We start from the raw sequence: 16,711 nt of genomic DNA on the forward strand, positions 1-16,711 counted from the left end.
CGTCGAGTCAGGATGATACCCGAACCCGAGTGTCGTCACCAAAAGCGGGGCAAACGGGGCGAACCCTTGACCCCCGCGACGTTCGCTATCATCGTCCTGAGGCGACTCCCGCACCACGCAACCGTTCATTCGCGAGGGCAATTGATGAGCAACGAACCCGATTTCTGGCGAGAAAACCTGACCGAAGAGCAATATCGCGTCTGTCGGCTGGGAGGCACCGAAGCGCCCTGGTCGGGCGCCTTGAACGACGAAAAGCGCCCGGGGCGCTTCGATTGCGTCTGCTGCGGCCAGCCGCTGTTCGTCAGTGACGCCAAGTTCGATTCCGGGTCCGGCTGGCCGAGTTTTATCCGTCCGGCCGACGATCAGGCCGTGATCGAACGACGCGATACCAGTCACGGCATGATCCGTACCGAAGTGGTCTGCTCTGGCTGCAAGGCCCACTTGGGCCATGTCTTCGAGGACGGTCCGGCGCCAACCGGCCTGCGCTACTGCATCAACAGTGTCTGCCTGGTCTTCCATCCCGCCGAGGAACAGCCAGCTACTTGACCACCCGGAGACTCGGGCCGCCTTTACCTCCACCACCCCCGCCGGGAGGCGGGTCGTCGTCCGGCCCGCCATCGTCCGGCTTGCCGTCCCGCTTCGAAATCTCGGGGTCGCTCCCAGCCTCCTCGTTACCGCGGACGGCACGCAGCTGCGGCCGCCCCTTGCGTCCCGTCGTGGGCGCTTCGGTCGACCCGGCACCGACATCGTCACTCTGCGGAAAGGTTTCTTCCGGTTCGTCGGAGAAGGTGGCGCCCTGCCCCGAATCACGGTCGACGATCGCCTTCACCGCGTGCATCGGTACGTAGACCTGTTCGGGCTGTCCGGCGAAACGAGCCTCGAAGGAGATCGCTACGCGGTCCATGTAGAAATCGCGGACCGCGTTCGGCCCGATGTTCAACTGGATGTGACCGTCTTCCACGAACACGGTCGGCACCATGACACCCTCGGCATGGGCGTTGACGACCAGATGCGGCACATGGCCCTGGTCGACAATCCAGTCATAGAACGCAGGTATCAGATAAGGGCGCTTGGAAAGCATGATCAGGCTTCACGCATCTCGCGTTCAACTTCGGTAAGACTCGCCTGGAACGTCGGACGGCTGAAGACGCGATCCATGTAATCAAGGATCGGCTTGGCATTCGGGCCGCTCAACTCGATGCCGTATTTGGGCAAATACCACAGCAGCGCCGCCAAGGTGACGTCGGCCAGGGAGAACTCCTCGCTCATGAAGAACGGCATGGCCGAGAAGATCGGCGCGGCGGACAGCAGACCTTCCTTGAGTTGCTTGCGGGCGCGAGCCACGGTCTTCTCGCCGCGCTCAAACTCCGGCAACAGACCGTACCAGTCGTTCTCGATCCGGTAGAGCGCTGTGCGCACCTTCGCCCGGCTGACCGGGTCGACCGGCATCAGCGGCGGATGCGGGAAGCGCTCGTCGAGGTATTCCATGATCACGCGGGCGTTGGTCAGCACGAGGTCACGGTCGGCGAGCACCGGCACGGTGCCTTCCGGCGACAGGTCGTAGAAGTCCTCCGGCGGTTCCTGCTCGGACAGATCGATGATCTCGGCAGTCAGTTCCTTTTCCGCGAGGACGATCCGGGTCCGGTGACAATCCGGCGAATCCGGGCTGGTGAACAAGGTCATGACCGAACGACGATTGACGGTCGCCATTGGCGCCTCCCGTGATGCAGTTGCTAAAATGCCATGATAACAAAAACCCGGCCTCGAAGCCGGGTTTCCGGGGAATCTGGCAGCCCTGCCGGGCCGCCCGCAGACCGCGTCAATGCTTGATGTCGCGCCAGTATTCCTTCTTCAGCAGGTACATCACCAGCGTGAAGATGAACAGGAACGCAAGCACGTACGGCCCGTAGTGCGCACGGAGCAACGCCGCCGGCTCGGCCATGTAGACCATGAACGCAGTCAGGTCGCGCATCTTCTGATCGAATTCTTCCTCGCTCATGGTGCCCGGGCGTGCCGGCGGCTCGAGGTCGACCAGTTCCTTCTTGGCGTCTTCGCCTTCCCCATGGGTCTCGTAGACCGGCTGGAGCAGCCCCTGCTGCGCGGCAAGCACGTGCGGCATGCCCACGCCGGGGAAGACCGCATTGTTCACACCCCAGGGAGCGTCCGGATCGGCGTAGAACGTCGTCAGATAGGTGTACAGCCAGTCACCGCCACGCACACGTGCCACCAGCGTCAGATCCGGCGGGACGATGCCAAAGGTCTGGTTGGCATAGTCCGACGGCATGCTGGTCTCGATGGTGTCACCGGCCTTGCTCTTGTCGGTCGGCATCAGCTTCGCCAGCTGCTCGTCGCTGAGACCGAGGTCATCGGCAATCCGGCCGAAGCGCATCATGTCGGCACTGTGACAGGTCGCGCAGCTGTCCATGAACGTCTGGGCGCCGCGGAACAATGACGCCTCGTCACCGAGATCCACTTCGGCATCCTTGAGTGGATAACTGCTGCCGGCAGCCTTGGCGTTGGGCGCGACCAGCACGCCGATAAGAAACAGGAAGAATGTCAGTCGGATCATTTCAGGCGCTCCGGCACGGGCTTGGTACGTTCATGACGGCTGATGAAGAACAGCGCGATGAAGAAGCCGAAGTAGACGGCCGACAGCAACTGCGCTGACAGCGTGCCGAGCGGCGTCGGCGGCTGGGTGCCCAGGTAGCCGAGGCCGATGAACGCGGCCGCGAAGGCGAACAGGTTCACCTTGAATGCTGTCGAGCGGTAGCGAATCGACCGGGTGCGGTTGCGATCAAGCCACGGCAGGACGAACAGGATCAGGATGGCCACCGTCATCGCGACCACGCCGAGGAACTTGTCCGGAACGGCGCGCAGAATCGCGTAGTGCGGCGCGAAGTACCAGACCGGCGCGATGTGCTCGGGAGTCTTCAGCGGGTCGGCCGGGGTGAAGTTCGGGTGCTCCAGGAACAGACCGCCACCGTCAGGCCAGTAGAACAGCACCACGGCGAAGATGAACATGAACACGCCCAGCCCGAACAGGTCCTTGACCGTGTAGTACGGGTGGAACGGGATGCCGTCCACCGGCTTGCCGCTGGAATCCTTGTTCTCCTTGATGTCGACGCCGTCGGGGTTGTTCGAGCCCACTTCGTGCAGCGCCATGATGTGGCCGCCGATCAGGAACAGAAGCACCAGCGGCAGCGCGATCACGTGCAGAGCGAAGAAGCGGTTCAGGGTCGCGTCCGAGACGACGAAGTCACCGCGGATCCACTGCGCCAGGTCCGGGCCGATCACCGGAATCGAGGTGAACAGCGAGATGATCACCTGTGCGCCCCAGTAGGACATCTGCCCCCACGGCAGCAGGTAGCCCATGAAGGCCTCTGCCATCAGCACCAACAGGATCAGGACGCCAAAGATCCAGATCAGCTCGCGCGGCTTCTTGTAACTGCCGTACATCATCCCGCGGAAGATGTGCAGATACACCGCGATGAAGAAGAACGACGCGCCGGTCGAGTGCAGATAGCGCAGCAGCCAACCCCACTCCACGTCACGCATGATGTACTCGACCGAGGCAAAGGCATCATCCGCAGACGGCTTGTAGCTCATCGTCAGCCAGATACCGGTGACGATCTGCAGGACGAACACCACCAGCAGCAGCGAGCCGAAGTAGTACCAGAAGTTGAAGTTGTGGGGGACGTAGTACTTCGCCAGGTGCGCATTCCAGAAATGCGACACCGGCAGGCGATCATCCACCCACTTGCCCAGGCTCTTGATCATGCCTCTTCCTCCTCGGTGCCGCCGACGCGGATAACCTGCTCACTCACGTAGGTGTACTCGGGAACTTCCAGGTTGGTCGGGGCCGGCACGCCCTTGTAGACACGGCCGGAAAGGTCGAACTTCGAGCCGTGGCAGGGGCAGAAGAAACCGCCCTTCCAATCCGCGCCCAGGTCTTTCGGAGCGACCTCGGGGCGATAGGTCGGCGCGCAACCCAGGTGCGTACACAGACCGACGATCACGAGGAAACGCTCGTTCTCCTTGCGGGCCCGGTAGAGATTGGTGGCGAAGTCCGGCTGCTGGGTTTCCACGGCGGAATCCGGGTCACGCAGCTTGTCGGTCACTTCGGGCAGGGTCTCGAGCATGCGCTCGGTGCGGTGCACCACATAGACGGGCTTGCCGCGCCACGCCACGGTGGTCATCTGACCCGGCGAAAGCTTGCCAACATTCACATCGACCGGGGCGCCGGCCGCCTGGGCCTTAGCACTGGGCTGGAAGGAGCTCAGAAACGGCACGGCGGCAAAGCCGACGCCCACCGCGCCAACCGCCGTCGCCGCGCCGGTCAGGAACCGGCGCCTTGCCGGGTTGGAGGGAGAATCAGCCATTGTTACGTCGTACTCCTGGAGTTTGTCCGTCAATCGATCGCGCCGGGAAGACGGTGCCCGGGGCATTCGCGTTGCTGACACGCATCGTTGGCTTCCCTGCGCCCGGCGAAAAAACGCCCGGATAGTTCCGGGTCGCGTCTGGGCAACATCGATGCACAGCATCTGCCATTTTTACGGCCGGGGTAGTTTAGACATCTGGTCCCGACCGTCAAACAAGCGGGCTTAATACCCTCGAACCATGGTTTTATTAGGTTGGGTAAGGAAACCCTCCGGACGGCGTTCCCGCGGTGCCGGTATTCAGGCCGGGTTGTCGATGTCGATGAACCGGTGTTCGATACCGAATTCCTCCGCCAGACGCTCACCCAGCAGTCGGACCCCACCGGTCTCGGTCGCATGATGACCGGCGGCAAAGTAGGTAACACCGGCTTCGCGCGCCATATGGGTCGTACGCTCGGAGATTTCGCCGGAAATGAAGGCATCCAACCCCAGATCGATGGCCTCGCCCAGCATGTCCTGTGCGCCGCCGGTACACAAACCGAGTCGCTCGATGGGCCGATCGGTCGGGCCAACCACCAGCGGCGTGCGCCCGAGTTCGCCCTGCAGGCGTGCCGCAAGCTCACCACCCGTGCAGGGCTCTTCCAGTCGACCGGCGACGGCCAGTTGCTGATGACCGAAGCGGTCGGTCACGTTCAGGCCCACAAGATCGGCGAGCCAGGCGTTGTTCCCCAGCGTCGGGTGCCCGTCGAGCGGCAGGTGATAACCGATGAGATTGATATCGTGCGCCAGCAGGGTCGCGATACGGCGCCGCTTCATTCCCGTGATCACCTGCGGTTCGTTCTTCCAGAAATAGCCGTGGTGAACCAGCACCGCGTCGGCATTCTCTTCGACCGCGGCGTCCAGCAGGTCCTGACAGGCGGTCACCCCGGTGACCAGCCGGCGAACGGCGCGCCGCCCCTCGACCTGCAGGCCGTTGGGCGCGTAGTCGCGGTAGGTTTCCGGTTCGAGCAGCTGCTCGCAATAACCGAGCAGATCGCGAATATCGACTGTCTCCGGCATGGGGCTCCTCCTGTCATCTCATCACCGCGGGTGGGGTCGAAACCCTAGCATGATCCGCAAGTGCGCAGTCGATACGCTTGGCGCCCCCCACCCCGCGTGTTCCAATGCGGGCTCACCTTGAGGGAAGCCATCGGTCCATGCCCAGCCCCACGCCGGCCCGCCTGCTGTCACGTCGATTCTTGCCCTACTTCTTCACCCAGGCGCTGGGCGCGTTCAACGACAACGCCTTCCGCTTCTCGGTGATGTTCCTGATCACCTACGAGCTCAGCGATGCCGCCAACGGCGAGGTCGACGTGCTGATGAACCTCGCCGCCGGGCTGTTCATCCTGCCGGGCCTGATCTTCTCGCCCATGGCCGGCCACTGGACCGATCGGCTCGATCAAGCGCGCCTGGCGCGGGTCCTCAAGTGGACGGAGCTCAGTCTGATGCTGGTGGCCGCCGCGGCATTCTGGTGGCAGAGCATCACGCTGCTGATGGCGCTGGTGTTTCTGATGGGCACCCAGTCGGCCTGGTTTGGACCATTGAAATACGCCATCGTGCCCCGACACCTGCCCGCCGGCATGCTAATGCGGGCGAATGGCTGGGTAACCGCGAGCACCTTTGCCGCCATCCTGCTGGGAACCCTGACCGGCGGGCTACTGGCCGCCACCGGCGAGCGCGCGACGCTACTGGCCAGCGCCCTGGTGATCGGCGTAGCCGTGGCCGGGGTGCTCGCCTCCCGCCTGATCCCGACCGCTCCGCCCCCGGGGCGACTGCCCGACCATGCCGGCCCGCTCAAGAGCTGGGTGACCACCTGGCAGCTGCTGCAGCGACAGCGCTCGTCGCTGCGCCAGTCGATGTGGCTGATCAGCTGGTTCTGGTTCGTGGGGGCAGGCTACCTGACGCAGTTTCCCCGCTTTGCCGAAGACGTGCTCAACCTGCCCGCCGATGGTGCGACCGGCCTGCTGGCCCTGTTTGCGGTGAGCATCGCCGCCGGCGGCCTGGCCGTCGGCTACCTGGGCGGGCGGCGCCCTCCACGGGCGCTGGCGCCATTCATGGCCTTGGGCGTCGCGCTGGTCGCCATCGACTGGCATGCCGTCGCTTCCGGCGTCGCGCCGACCCTGTGGCGCGTCGGGCTCGACGTGGCGCTGACCGGCATGCTTGCCGGTGGCCTCGTCGTGCCGCTGTACAGCCATCTGCAGCGCGCCGCCCGGCCTTCCCAACGTGCCCGACTGATTGCCGCACTCAACGTGCAGAACGCCCTGGCGATGGTGGTGAGCAGCGTGCTGGGCATCCTGCTGTTCGCCGTGTTCGCCATTGATCTGCCGACCTTCTTCCTGCTGTTCGGCGGCAGCGGTCTGCTGGTGGCAGCCGCGGTCTGGTGGCGCTGGGGCGGGCTGCACCCGAATGGCCGGGCTCGTCGCTGACGCGCATCAATCACTTTTACCCATCAAAGCCGATCAACTCCCAGAACGTCGTTTGTCGGTCACGGCGCAGGCAGACGGCGCGCCCTCCAGCCAGCTCGCCGGCACAGTAGTCGGCCGCCTCCTCGGCCGCCGACCACCAGGCCGTCTCCACCCGCTCGATTTCCGCCCGGCGCCGCAGGGGAGCGTCAAGACGCCTCGGCCCCTCCAGCCACCACAGGGGACGGAAGCTTGCCGCCGCCGACAAGGCCGGCACCTCTCGGAGGGCGGCGGCTTCGACCGGCCGAGATCGCGAGCACAGCGGCGGTACCAGCCCCGGCACTCGCTGCAACCGGCCAACCGCCGCCTCGCCCAGCCGGGCCCGCAGGCGGTGCCACAGCGCCCGCTCGTCACGGTCACGCTCGCCGTCATCGGCGAACAGGCTGCCCTGCCCTGCCGACGGCGTCACGAACCGATCGGCCTCGACCCGCAGCCGGGTAACCGGTGGCATCCCGCCGACCGACTCCAGCTGCAGACGCAACTGCTCCAGCCAGAGGCTCTCGTCCCGGCCCGGCTCGGCCGTGGCGAGCGTCAGGTCGGTAGCCGCCCCGGTCTCGTGCCCCAGCAGCACGCGAAACGAGGCCACCGCCAGGCGACGTCGGCGCAGGAACTCGGCCAGACCCACCAGTGGTGCGCGGGCGAGCAACAGCAGTCGATCGATCTGGCTTGCCGGGTCCCAGAGAGTGACCTCGCGGGCATAACGGACCGGCGCCTCCAGGTCGGATAGCGGCCAGTCCCGTTCGGCGAACAGGCGGTCCAGGTCCTCGAGCAGGGCCGGAGCAGTCCGCATGCCCAGACCATCCCGTGGCAGGCGGCGGACATCGCCCAATCGCATCAGCCCCAGCTCCTCGAAGCGTTCGATCCAGTCCCCGGGCCAATCGAGTGCGGCAAGCGGCAAGCGGCTTATCGCCGCCAGTTGATCACGACGATCGCACAGCCACGGCCGCCCCCCGTCTGCGACGACGGCCAGGGCCCAGGCCACCCGTGGATGCGGGGCACCGGCGGCCCGCACCGTCAGCTGGTGTGCGGCGAGTGAATGCATCACGGTCCGGATCAGGGCCTCCAGCCCGCCAAACAGCGCGGCGCTGCCCCCCAGCTCCAGCAACAGCCCCGGCATGGAGCCTCCCGACGGGCATGTCACGCGCGAGGTATACGTCCCGGCCCACTCTCCCCACTGTGCCAGCCAGTTCGACACGGTCTCGTCGTCCGTCTCCAGGCAGCGTAACGGTGGCGCGTCCGCCGGCGCGGCGGCCCGGTGCCGGGATCGCGCGACGGCGAGACTCTGCCCCGCCTCGATACCCATATCGGCCGCCGGGCGGTTCACCGCGACGACCCGGGAACGCCCGGCTTGATCGAGCAGCTGAACGGCCGGCGGGCGATTCCGCCGGTCCTCCTCGGGACAACGGGATTCGAACCAGGCCTCGGGAAAGCGCAGGGCCAGCCAGAATGCCGTGCCCCGCGACGAGCGCGGGATGGTGGGTTCGATCGCCATCGGCAGGTTCCTCGGGATGAATACTGTTCTTTTTTACAGTACACTCCATTATCCGTTCCCGCTATCCCTGAGCCATGACCGAATCGACTGCCCAACGACCGCTCACGCCCCGCCAGGCCGAGATCCTCGCGTTCATCCGCGACACCATTCACGAGACCGGCATGCCGCCAACCCGGGCTGAAATCAACGCCGCGCTGGGCTTTCGTTCGCCCAATGCCGCCGAGAGCCACCTCAAGGCGCTGGCGAAAAAAGGGGCGATCGAGCTGCTGGGCGGCCGCTCGCGCGGCATTCGTCTGATTGACGACGGTCACCGCGAGGAACTGGCCGTGGTCGGGCGCATCGCCGCGGGCAGCCCGGTGCTGGCCGCCGAACACGTCGAGGCCCAGGTGCCGGTGAATCCGTCCCTGTTCCGGCCCCGGGCGGACTACCTGCTGCGTGTGCGGGGAATGAGCATGCGGGATGCCGGGATCATGGACGGCGATCTGCTGGCGGTGCATCGCACCGAAGAGGTACGCAACGGCCAGATCGTGGTGGCCCGGCTCGCCGACGAGGTCACGGTCAAGCGTTACCGGCGCCGCGGCGCGAAAGTCTGGCTGATCCCGGAGAACAGTGAAATGACGCCGATCGAGGTCGACCTGAAGCGCGAGGAGTTGATCGTCGAGGGACGGGTCGTCGGCGTGTTGCGCACCTTCGACTGACCCGGAAGGGAGGCCAGTAGTCATCATGGGAGAGCGCGCACCGGGCGATCAGGGGATCACCAGCCTGCTGGCGCGTCAGGACATCTGGCGCGGGCGCCAGACTCGGCCGGCCGGCGGCCTCGTGGAAGAGACCTTTCCCAGCGGCTGGTCGGCACTGGACGAACTGCTGGGTGGCGGCTGGCCACGGGAAGGACTGGTGGAGCTATACGCCGACACCCCGGCACCACGACTCGGGGAACGCCCTTTCGACCGGCTTGATCGCCGATCGCTTGCCGACCTGCGCGACTGGTTCCAGGCCTCGCTGGGATACGGCATCACGGCCCTGCTTCTGCCCTGGATTGCCGGGCTTACACAGACGGAACGCGTGGCGCTGATCAACCCGCCAGCCCGGCCCTGTGCCGAGCGTTGGCAACGCGAGGGCGTGGACCTGGACAAGCTGCTGCTGGTGGAGCCCCGCGACATGCGCGAGCTGGGCTGGGCCACGGAGGAAGTGCTGCAGGCCGGCGTCTACCCACTGGTACTCAGCTGGTTGCCGCCCCTGGGCTTCGCACTCCGGCGACGACTCAAGCTGGCCGCCGAGTCGGGCCGGAGCTGCCTGGTTACGCCCTACCCCGGTCGGGCGGGCGACACGGCCAGTCCGGCCGGGGTACAGCTCGCGGTGCGCCGTTGCGACGGCGGACTCGCCGTTCGTCGCCACAAACCGTTCCACCCCGACGAGGCCCGGCTGGAACTCGCCGGCAACACGACTCCCCTGTCACCGGAGCACGGCAGCCAGGGTCCGGCCCTGAGTATCGTGATCCAGCGCTGACCCGTTTCCGGCCGGAGTGCCTCAGCGCCCCGTGGCCTGGCGATAGGCCGGCATCACCGAGGGGATCGCGCGCTGCAACGCCTGGATGCGGTTGCCGCTGGCCGGGTGCGTGCTGAGCCATTCCGGTCCGCCGCCTCCGCCTTTCGCCTGCATCTTGCGCCACAGCGACACCGCCGCTCGCGGATCATAGCCGGCACGCGCCGCCAGCAGCAGGCCCACCTCGTCGGCCTCGTACTCCATCCGTCGGCTGAACGGCAGATCGATCGCCATCGCCGCGACCTGCTGCGCCATGCCGGCAGTCTGGCTATCCAGCCCGCCCAGTGCGGAGACAACCGACAATCCCATCTGCTGACTCATGGCCATCGACATCTTCTCTCGCGTGTGCCCGGAGAGCGCATGGGCAATCTCGTGGCTGATCACCTGGGCCAGTTCGTCGTCGCTGGGGCGCAGCTTTTTCAGCATGCCGGTATTGATGCCCACCTTGCCGCCGGCCAGCGCGAAGGCATTGATGCTGTCGTCACGGAACACGCGGGCCTCCCACGCCCAGCCGGCCGAAGCCGGATAGACACGGATCGCCTGCGGCACGATGCGCTGGGTAATCCGGGTCACGCGGCGACTCATCGGCGACGAGGCAGGCAGCGTGTCCTTTTCGCGCGCCATCTGCGTGTAGGCCTGGTAGGCCATCTGGTTGGCCTGCCCTTCCGGCACGATCATCAGCTGGTTTCTTCCGGTGACCGGGTGCGTGGTGCAACCGACCAAGATCGTGACAACAGCCCACAGGGAAACGGCAAGCGGAAAACGCATGGCGGACGACCTCATTTCGCGGTGTCGAATGTCAGCAGGCCTTCAATAAAAAGACCCCGGCTCACGGGGAGACCGGGGTCTTGTGTCTCGGTTCCTGGCCGTGACGCCGTGCAATCAGGATACTAGCCGCCAAGCGCGCGAATCGCTTCGTCGAGCTCGTCGTCGATCAGGCTGGCTTCAAGATCGACACCCAACTTCTCGGCGGCCATGATCGGCCGATCATCCGGCGTACGGCTGATACCACGAGCCTGTGCAATCGCGCAGATGACCACGTCGCTGTAGTTCGGATCCCCGTCGTGCTGATAGCCGAGATCCCCACAGTGCTCGATCACCTCGGCGAACATATCCGGGAAATCCCAAGCCTTGACGATGTTGCCGCCTAGGCGCCATTGCAGGCTCTCGACCAGCTCGTCGAGCAAGGCCGGAGCCTCAAGCAGCTTGGGGATGTCCTCGGCCACCACGATCACCGGGATGCCGCCCACGCTGTGGAGCAGACCGGCCAGCAGCGCCTGGTCGGCATCCAGCTTCGTATGACGCTTGGCAATGTGGTTCGACAAGGCCGCCACCTGCGTGGCGAAGGCCCAGTGATCCCGCATGATGCGCTTGATCGTCGGCGTCTCGGCCGTAAACAACTGCTTGGCCGACAGCGAGATGATCAGCTGGCTGACCGTGCGCATTCCCAGTCGCGAGACGATTTGGACGAGGTTGTCGATGTGCTGACCGCCCCGGTACATCGGGCTGTTTGCCACCTGGATCAGGCGCGCGGCAATCGCGGGATCCTGCGAAATCACGTCGACCAGGTCGCTGGCCGAGCTGTTGGGGTCATCGATCACCCGGCGCGCACGCAGCGCCACGTCAGGCAGTACCGGCAGGGCAATGCCCTTGTCACGGATCTTGTTGATGATCGCCTGTTCAAGTGCCGGATTGGACACGTTTTCTTCTCCCTGAATAACGCCGGTCACCTCGATCCGGGCCGGCCTCCACTATCAGTCCGCCAGGCGGGTGTACTTCACGCGCTTAGGCTGGTCGGCCGCATCGCCGAGACGCTTGCGACGATCCGCCTCGTACTCCTGGAAGTTGCCTTCGAAGAACATCACCGAGCCATCGTCCTCGAACGCGAGGATGTGGGTGGCGACGCGGTCGAGGAACCAGCGATCGTGCGAGATCACCAGTGCCGAGCCCGGGAAGTCGAGCAGCGCGGTTTCAAGCGCCCGCAGAGTCTCGACGTCGAGATCGTTGGTCGGCTCGTCGAGCAGCAGCACGTTGCCGCCGGACTTCAGGAGCTTGGCCAGATGGACCCGGTTGCGTTCACCACCCGACAGGTCCTTCATGAACTTCTGCTGGTCCTGACCCTTGAAATTGAAGCGCCCCAAATAGGCACGCGACGGCATCTCGAATTTGCCAACGGTAATGTAATCGTACCCGTCCGAGATTTCCTCCCAAACCGTCTTGGTGTCGTCCATGTCCTCGCGGGACTGGCCGACATAGGCCAGCTCGACGCTCTCGCCGATCTCGATGTTGCCGCCATCGGGCTTTTCCTCGCCGATGAGCATGCGGAACAGGGTCGATTTGCCGACGCCGTTCGGGCCGATGATGCCGACAATCCCGCCCTTGGGTACCGAGAACGATAGCCCTTGGTAGAGCTCGCGGTCGCCGAAGGCCTTGGTGAGATCTTCCGCCTCGATGACCTTGTCGCCCAGACGCGGGCCGGGCGGAATGTAGATCTCGTTGGTCTCCGAGCGCTTCTGGTACTCCTCGGACTGCAGCTCCTCGAAGCGCTTCATGCGCGCCTTGGACTTGGCCTGGCGACCCTTCGGGTTCTGGCGCACCCACTCGAGTTCCTGCTTCATCGCCTTCTGGTGGGCGGACTCGGCCTTTTCTTCCTGCTCGAGTCGCTTCTCTTTCGCCTCCAGCCACTGCGAGTAGTTGCCTTCGAAGGGGATGCCCTGGCCGCGGTCCAGCTCGAGGATCCAGCCGGCGACGTTGTCGAGGAAGTAGCGATCGTGGGTGACCGCGACAACGGTGCCGGAGAATTCCTGCAGGAAGCGCTCCAGCCAGGCGACGGATTCGGCGTCGAGGTGGTTGGTCGGCTCGTCGAGGATCAGCATGTCCGGGTTGGACAGCAGCAGACGGCACAGCGCGACCCGGCGGCGCTCGCCCCCGGACAGCTTGGTCACGTCGGCCTCCCAGGGCGGCAAGCGCAGCGCGTCGGCGGCCACCTCGAGCTTGCGATCGAGATCCCAGCCGCCGCCGGCCTCAATCTTGTCCTGCAGGGTGGCCTGCTCTTCCATCAGCGCCTCAAAATCCGCGTCCGGATCGGCGAACTGGTTGGAAACCTCGTTGAAGCGCTCAAGTAATTCGGCCATCTCGCCGACACCATCCATGACGTTGCCACGAACGTCCTTCTCGGGATCGAGATCCGGCTCCTGCTTGAGGTAACCGATCTTGGTGCCGGGCTGGGGACGCGCCTCGCCGATGATGTCCGTGTCGACGCCGGCCATGATGCGCAGCAACGTCGACTTGCCGGCACCGTTGTAGCCGAGCACGCCGATCTTGGCGCCGGGGAAAAAGTTGAGGTTGATGTCCTTGAGGATGTGTTTCTTCGGCGGGACGACCTTGCCCACACCGTTCATGGTGAAGATGTACTGAGCCATATGCTTGATCGGGATTTTCTGTTGTTGCAAACGAAATGAAGCGGCACTATCCCGCAGGAATAGTGACCGCGTTTGATCACAAGGATACCAGCACTGTGCCGCGACTTGATGCCCCCTCCTCCTCGAATCCACCCGGCCCGCATCCGTGGCAACCGGTCACGCTCGCTGAGTTTCACCTTCCCCTGCCCGCCTTGCTGATTGTCCTGCTCGTCGTAGCCCTTGGCGCCATGCCGGGCGCCCATGCCGCCTCCGAGCCGGAACTGCATGTCCTGATCGACGTGTCCGGCTCGATGAAGAAAACCGACCCCGAAAATCTGCGCGAGCCGGCGCTTCGGCTCCTCGGCGATCTGGTTCCCGAACAGAGCCGCGTACAGGTCGACCTGTTCGGCAACCGCATCACCACGGAACTGCCCGCCTCCCGGGCCACTCCGGACACCAAACGCGCCATGCGGGCTGCCGCCGAGCGCATCCGTTCGAACGAACCGTTCACCGACATCCCGGCCGCACTGGAAGCCGCCAACGGCGACTGGGGAGAGGACACGCAGCGCAACGTTATCCTGCTGTCCGATGGCAAGGTGGACATCTCCCCGGACACGGCGGTCAACGAGCGTGCCACGGCACGTCTGCGCGACCAGGTGATCCCGGCACTGATCGACGCCGAGGTCCAGGTCCATACGGTTGCCCTGTCCGCGGCAGCCGACGACGCCATCCTGACCGAAATTGCCGAACGTACGGGTGGGCTTGCGCTCAGCGCGCGCAGCAACGCCGACCTGCAGCGTGTATTCCTGTCGCTGTTCGAGGCGACCGCCCCACGTACCGGCGTACCGCTGGTGGAAAATCGCTTTCGCGTCGACGAGAGCATCAGCGAGCTGACCCTGGTGGTCTTTCGCCAGCAAGGTGCCAATCCGACGCGTATCAAGCTCCCCGACGGTGGCGAGGTCGACGCCGGCATCGCCTCCACCCTCGCGAACTGGCGCTGGGACGACAGCGCCGGGCGTGACCTGATCACCGTTCAGGATCCCCCTGCGGGCAGCTGGCAGATTCTCGCCGCCGAGGACCCCGACAATCGCGCCCTGGTCATCACCGATCTCAAGCTGGGCATGCCGGAGCTACCCAGCCGGATCTACCCCGGGGAAACCATCGATGGCCAACTGCTGCTCACCAACCACGGCGACCCCATCGTCGAGCCACGCCTGACCGACGACATCAGCGCCGCGGTACGAGTCAACGGACCCACCGGCGAGGCGGTCGACGAGCTGGCACTCAATGACGTCGGTGCCGACCCGGACGTGCTCGGCGGCGACGGCGTGTATCACTTTCGCATCCGGATCAGCGAGGACCCGGGCATCTACACCCTCGAGGGGCGGGCCAGCGGGCCTACCTTCGAACGGGTGATCCGCAAGAAGGTGGCACTGGCCCGCACTCGGCCATTCGACGCCCGGATCGAATCCGAAACCCCAGCCGCCCCCATGGAGTCGGGTCAGGAGCAACCGACACCCGCAACCTGGCTGGTCGTCGAGCAAGACGTCTCGGTGCTCGATCCCGCGAACTCTCGTCTGGAAGCCGTCCTCGGGTGCTCCAACTCAGCAGATATTCCCGTAGAGGCCGCGCTGCCGTCAGCCACCAACCGCATCGACCTCCCGGCTCGGACGAACGAGGACTGCCGTGTCAGCGGCGATATTGTCGGTCAGACGCGCGACGGGCGGGACATCACGCTGCCGCTGGACCTCAACCTGCCACGCACGGAGCCCGTGGTCGCGGACGATGAGGTCGCGCCGGATGTCGCTGTCGAGGAGGCCACTCCCGCGAATGACAACGAGGGCAACCCCCTGTTGGCCATGCTGATCGGCCTCGGCGGCCTGCTGGCCCTGGCATTGCTCGGATGGCTCTGGCACGGCGTCGTCTCACGCAAGCGGCAGCGTCTGATCCAGGCGGCCCGCGCCTGAACCAAATCGACCACACCCCGAAAGACACAGCACGGATTTCCGACACATGCTCGACTACTTCCTGAGTTCCGACTGGGCCATCATCGCCACCGAGCTGCTCGCCGGCTTGCTCGTAATCACGCTGATCCTGGCTTTTCTTGTATGGCGCGGGCAGCGACGCCACACGGACGCCGCCGAACGCCTGCTGGACGATAGAAATCCGATCCTGCGCGCCTCGGAGGAGATGGTCGGACGGCAAGCCGAGCGGGTCTGGCCCGGCATGACCCTCGATGACGAGCAACGACAGATCTACGCCGAGCGTAGTCTCGATGCCGTGGAGGCGATGGTCGAACCCTGGCTCGAGCCCAAACGTCACGATCTTTCCTCGGTCGCCAGACAGTTCCAGCGCGTTCGCCAGGAGGACCTGGAGCAGTTGCTGACGCTGGCCCACGCCCATGCCGAGGCGAGCCAGGCAGACGATGCTCGGGTAACCGAGCTCGAAGAGGAGCTGCGCGAACTGCGCGAGCAGCGGGACCGCCAGGCCAACCATCTCAACGACTCGCTGGAAACGGTCAACGTGATGGTGCGTGAGTATGGCCGCAAGTTCGATTACAACGAGGAGCCCCACGTCGCCACCGTGCTCAAGGCCATCGTGATGGTTCAGGAAATGGCGGCCGGGGCCGACTGCGAGACGGCTCAACAACGTGCCGAGGATGTCTTCAGCGAGGATCTGGTAGCCGCACCGGCGCCCAAAGTCGAGGACACCCCGGCGCAGGCAACCATGGAGGCGCAGGACGAGGCAGCCCCCGAAACCACCCCAGAGATAACGTCACCCGCCGCCGAGCCGGACGAGGCCATGGCGGCCTCCGAACCTTCCACTGCAAAGACCACCGACAGCATCGACGTCGGTGGCGAACAAACTGGTCAAAACGCTCAGGACCAGGCCGAAGCGCCGGCAGCCGAGCCCGCCACCCAGGCGACATCGGCCATGGAATCGGCGGGCGAAGCCGCAGCCAGTGCCGATGACGACATCGACGCCCTGATCGCGCAGGCCCAGGCCAGCCAGGACGCGACCGCTGCGGCGAGTCAGGCAATGGTTTCCGGAGGCGAGACGAACGAGGCGGGCGAACGCGAGAGCGCAACCACGTCCACGCCCGGCGATGAAGCGGGCGCCAACGCCGCTAGCACCGAGGTGCCGACCTCAACCGAGACATCCGCCGACGAGTCGATGGAGCTTTCCGAAGAGGATCCCGAGGAAAACGGGGTGATCGACCTCGACGACGTCGAGATCCCCGAAGAGGAAAAGGACAAGCCGCAAACGGAAAGCGACGCCTACGATCTGGACGACATCGACGCCCTGCTTGATGCCGAAATCGCCAAAAAGCACGGCAAGTCATAAGAGTAGCCACCTCCCCTGAGGGGGCTGATGCATTGCTGGACAGAAGGCAGAGCG

Annotated in this window: 16 protein-coding genes; 6 read left to right on the top strand and 10 right to left on the bottom strand. The window is 65.2% G+C overall.

Features of this window, described 5'->3' with window-relative positions; genetic code table 11:
- Window positions 1-144 precede the first annotated feature (144 nt).
- Complete coding sequence (gene msrB, locus LV476_RS03090; protein WP_250073238.1) at window positions 145-546, top strand: peptide-methionine (R)-S-oxide reductase MsrB; 402 nt, start codon at window positions 145-147, stop codon at window positions 544-546.
- On the opposite strand, the gene LV476_RS03095 is transcribed toward msrB, so the two are convergent.
- From LV476_RS03095 to LV476_RS03120, 6 genes are all read right to left on the bottom strand, one after another.
- A complete protein-coding gene (locus LV476_RS03095) occupies window positions 539-1,081 on the bottom strand; it encodes a stringent starvation protein B (protein ID WP_250073240.1) in 543 nt (180 codons plus the stop codon). The genes msrB and LV476_RS03095 overlap by 8 nt on opposite strands.
- A gap of 2 nt (window positions 1,082-1,083) precedes the next feature.
- Entirely contained in the window at window positions 1,084-1,710 is a 627-nt protein-coding gene (locus LV476_RS03100; RefSeq protein WP_250073243.1) for a glutathione S-transferase N-terminal domain-containing protein, read from the bottom strand.
- Between the two features lie 109 nt (window positions 1,711-1,819).
- A complete protein-coding gene (locus LV476_RS03105; protein ID WP_250073245.1) occupies window positions 1,820-2,569 on the bottom strand; it encodes a cytochrome c1 in 750 nt (249 codons plus the stop codon).
- On the bottom strand, window positions 2,566-3,777 hold the full coding sequence (locus LV476_RS03110; protein ID WP_250073247.1) for a cytochrome b: 1,212 nt from the start codon (window positions 3,775-3,777) through the stop codon (window positions 2,566-2,568). The genes LV476_RS03105 and LV476_RS03110 overlap by 4 nt, the downstream gene beginning before the upstream one ends.
- The gene (gene petA, locus LV476_RS03115; RefSeq protein ID WP_250073249.1) at window positions 3,774-4,379 is read right to left on the bottom strand and encodes a ubiquinol-cytochrome c reductase iron-sulfur subunit; all 606 of its coding nucleotides are present in this window, start codon (window positions 4,377-4,379) and stop codon (window positions 3,774-3,776) included. The genes LV476_RS03110 and petA overlap by 4 nt, the downstream gene beginning before the upstream one ends.
- 297 nt (window positions 4,380-4,676) lie before the next feature.
- On the bottom strand, window positions 4,677-5,435 hold the full coding sequence (locus tag LV476_RS03120) for a Nif3-like dinuclear metal center hexameric protein (RefSeq protein ID WP_250073258.1): 759 nt from the start codon (window positions 5,433-5,435) through the stop codon (window positions 4,677-4,679).
- Between the two features lie 137 nt (window positions 5,436-5,572).
- Between LV476_RS03120 and LV476_RS03125 the strand changes: the two genes are divergently transcribed.
- Window positions 5,573-6,841 carry an MFS transporter gene (locus LV476_RS03125; RefSeq protein WP_250073260.1) on the top strand — a complete coding sequence of 423 codons (1,269 nt, stop codon included), beginning with the start codon at window positions 5,573-5,575 and terminating at the stop codon, window positions 6,839-6,841.
- A 16-nt stretch (window positions 6,842-6,857) separates the two neighbouring features.
- Here the strand turns inward: LV476_RS03125 and LV476_RS03130 are convergent, their stop codons facing one another.
- Window positions 6,858-8,369 (bottom strand): Y-family DNA polymerase, encoded by a 1,512-nt coding sequence (locus tag LV476_RS03130; RefSeq protein ID WP_250073261.1) that lies wholly within the window; start codon window positions 8,367-8,369, stop codon window positions 6,858-6,860.
- Window positions 8,370-8,443: 74 nt separating this feature from the next.
- On the opposite strand from LV476_RS03130, the gene lexA reads away from it, so the two are divergent.
- Together lexA and LV476_RS03140 are read left to right on the top strand one after the other, a co-directional pair.
- Complete coding sequence (gene lexA, locus LV476_RS03135; protein WP_250073263.1) at window positions 8,444-9,067, top strand: transcriptional repressor LexA; 624 nt, start codon at window positions 8,444-8,446, stop codon at window positions 9,065-9,067.
- A gap of 25 nt (window positions 9,068-9,092) precedes the next feature.
- Entirely contained in the window at window positions 9,093-9,875 is a 783-nt protein-coding gene (locus LV476_RS03140) for a hypothetical protein (protein ID WP_250073265.1), read from the top strand.
- Between the two features lie 21 nt (window positions 9,876-9,896).
- Here LV476_RS03140 and LV476_RS03145 read toward each other — a convergent pair whose 3' ends face one another.
- From LV476_RS03145 to ettA, 3 genes are all read right to left on the bottom strand, one after another.
- Window positions 9,897-10,679, bottom strand: coding sequence for a M48 family metallopeptidase (locus LV476_RS03145; RefSeq protein WP_250073267.1), 783 nt, complete (start codon window positions 10,677-10,679; stop codon window positions 9,897-9,899).
- A gap of 122 nt (window positions 10,680-10,801) precedes the next feature.
- On the bottom strand, window positions 10,802-11,611 hold the full coding sequence (locus LV476_RS03150) for an HDOD domain-containing protein (protein WP_250073269.1): 810 nt from the start codon (window positions 11,609-11,611) through the stop codon (window positions 10,802-10,804).
- 54 nt (window positions 11,612-11,665) lie between these two features.
- Window positions 11,666-13,333, bottom strand: a complete 1,668-nt coding sequence (gene ettA, locus LV476_RS03155; RefSeq protein WP_250073271.1) for an energy-dependent translational throttle protein EttA — start codon at window positions 13,331-13,333, stop codon at window positions 11,666-11,668.
- Between the two features lie 95 nt (window positions 13,334-13,428).
- Here ettA and LV476_RS03160 point away from each other — a divergent pair, with 95 nt between their 5' ends.
- Together LV476_RS03160 and LV476_RS03165 are read left to right on the top strand one after the other, a co-directional pair.
- Window positions 13,429-15,279, top strand: coding sequence for a VWA domain-containing protein (locus LV476_RS03160; RefSeq protein ID WP_250073272.1), 1,851 nt, complete (start codon window positions 13,429-13,431; stop codon window positions 15,277-15,279).
- A gap of 46 nt (window positions 15,280-15,325) precedes the next feature.
- A complete protein-coding gene (locus tag LV476_RS03165; protein WP_250073273.1) occupies window positions 15,326-16,657 on the top strand; it encodes a hypothetical protein in 1,332 nt (443 codons plus the stop codon).
- Window positions 16,658-16,711 lie beyond the last annotated feature (54 nt).

This window comes from Guyparkeria hydrothermalis (assembly GCF_023555385.1).
GTDB classification, from domain to species: domain Bacteria; phylum Pseudomonadota; class Gammaproteobacteria; order Halothiobacillales; family Halothiobacillaceae; genus Guyparkeria; species Guyparkeria hydrothermalis_A.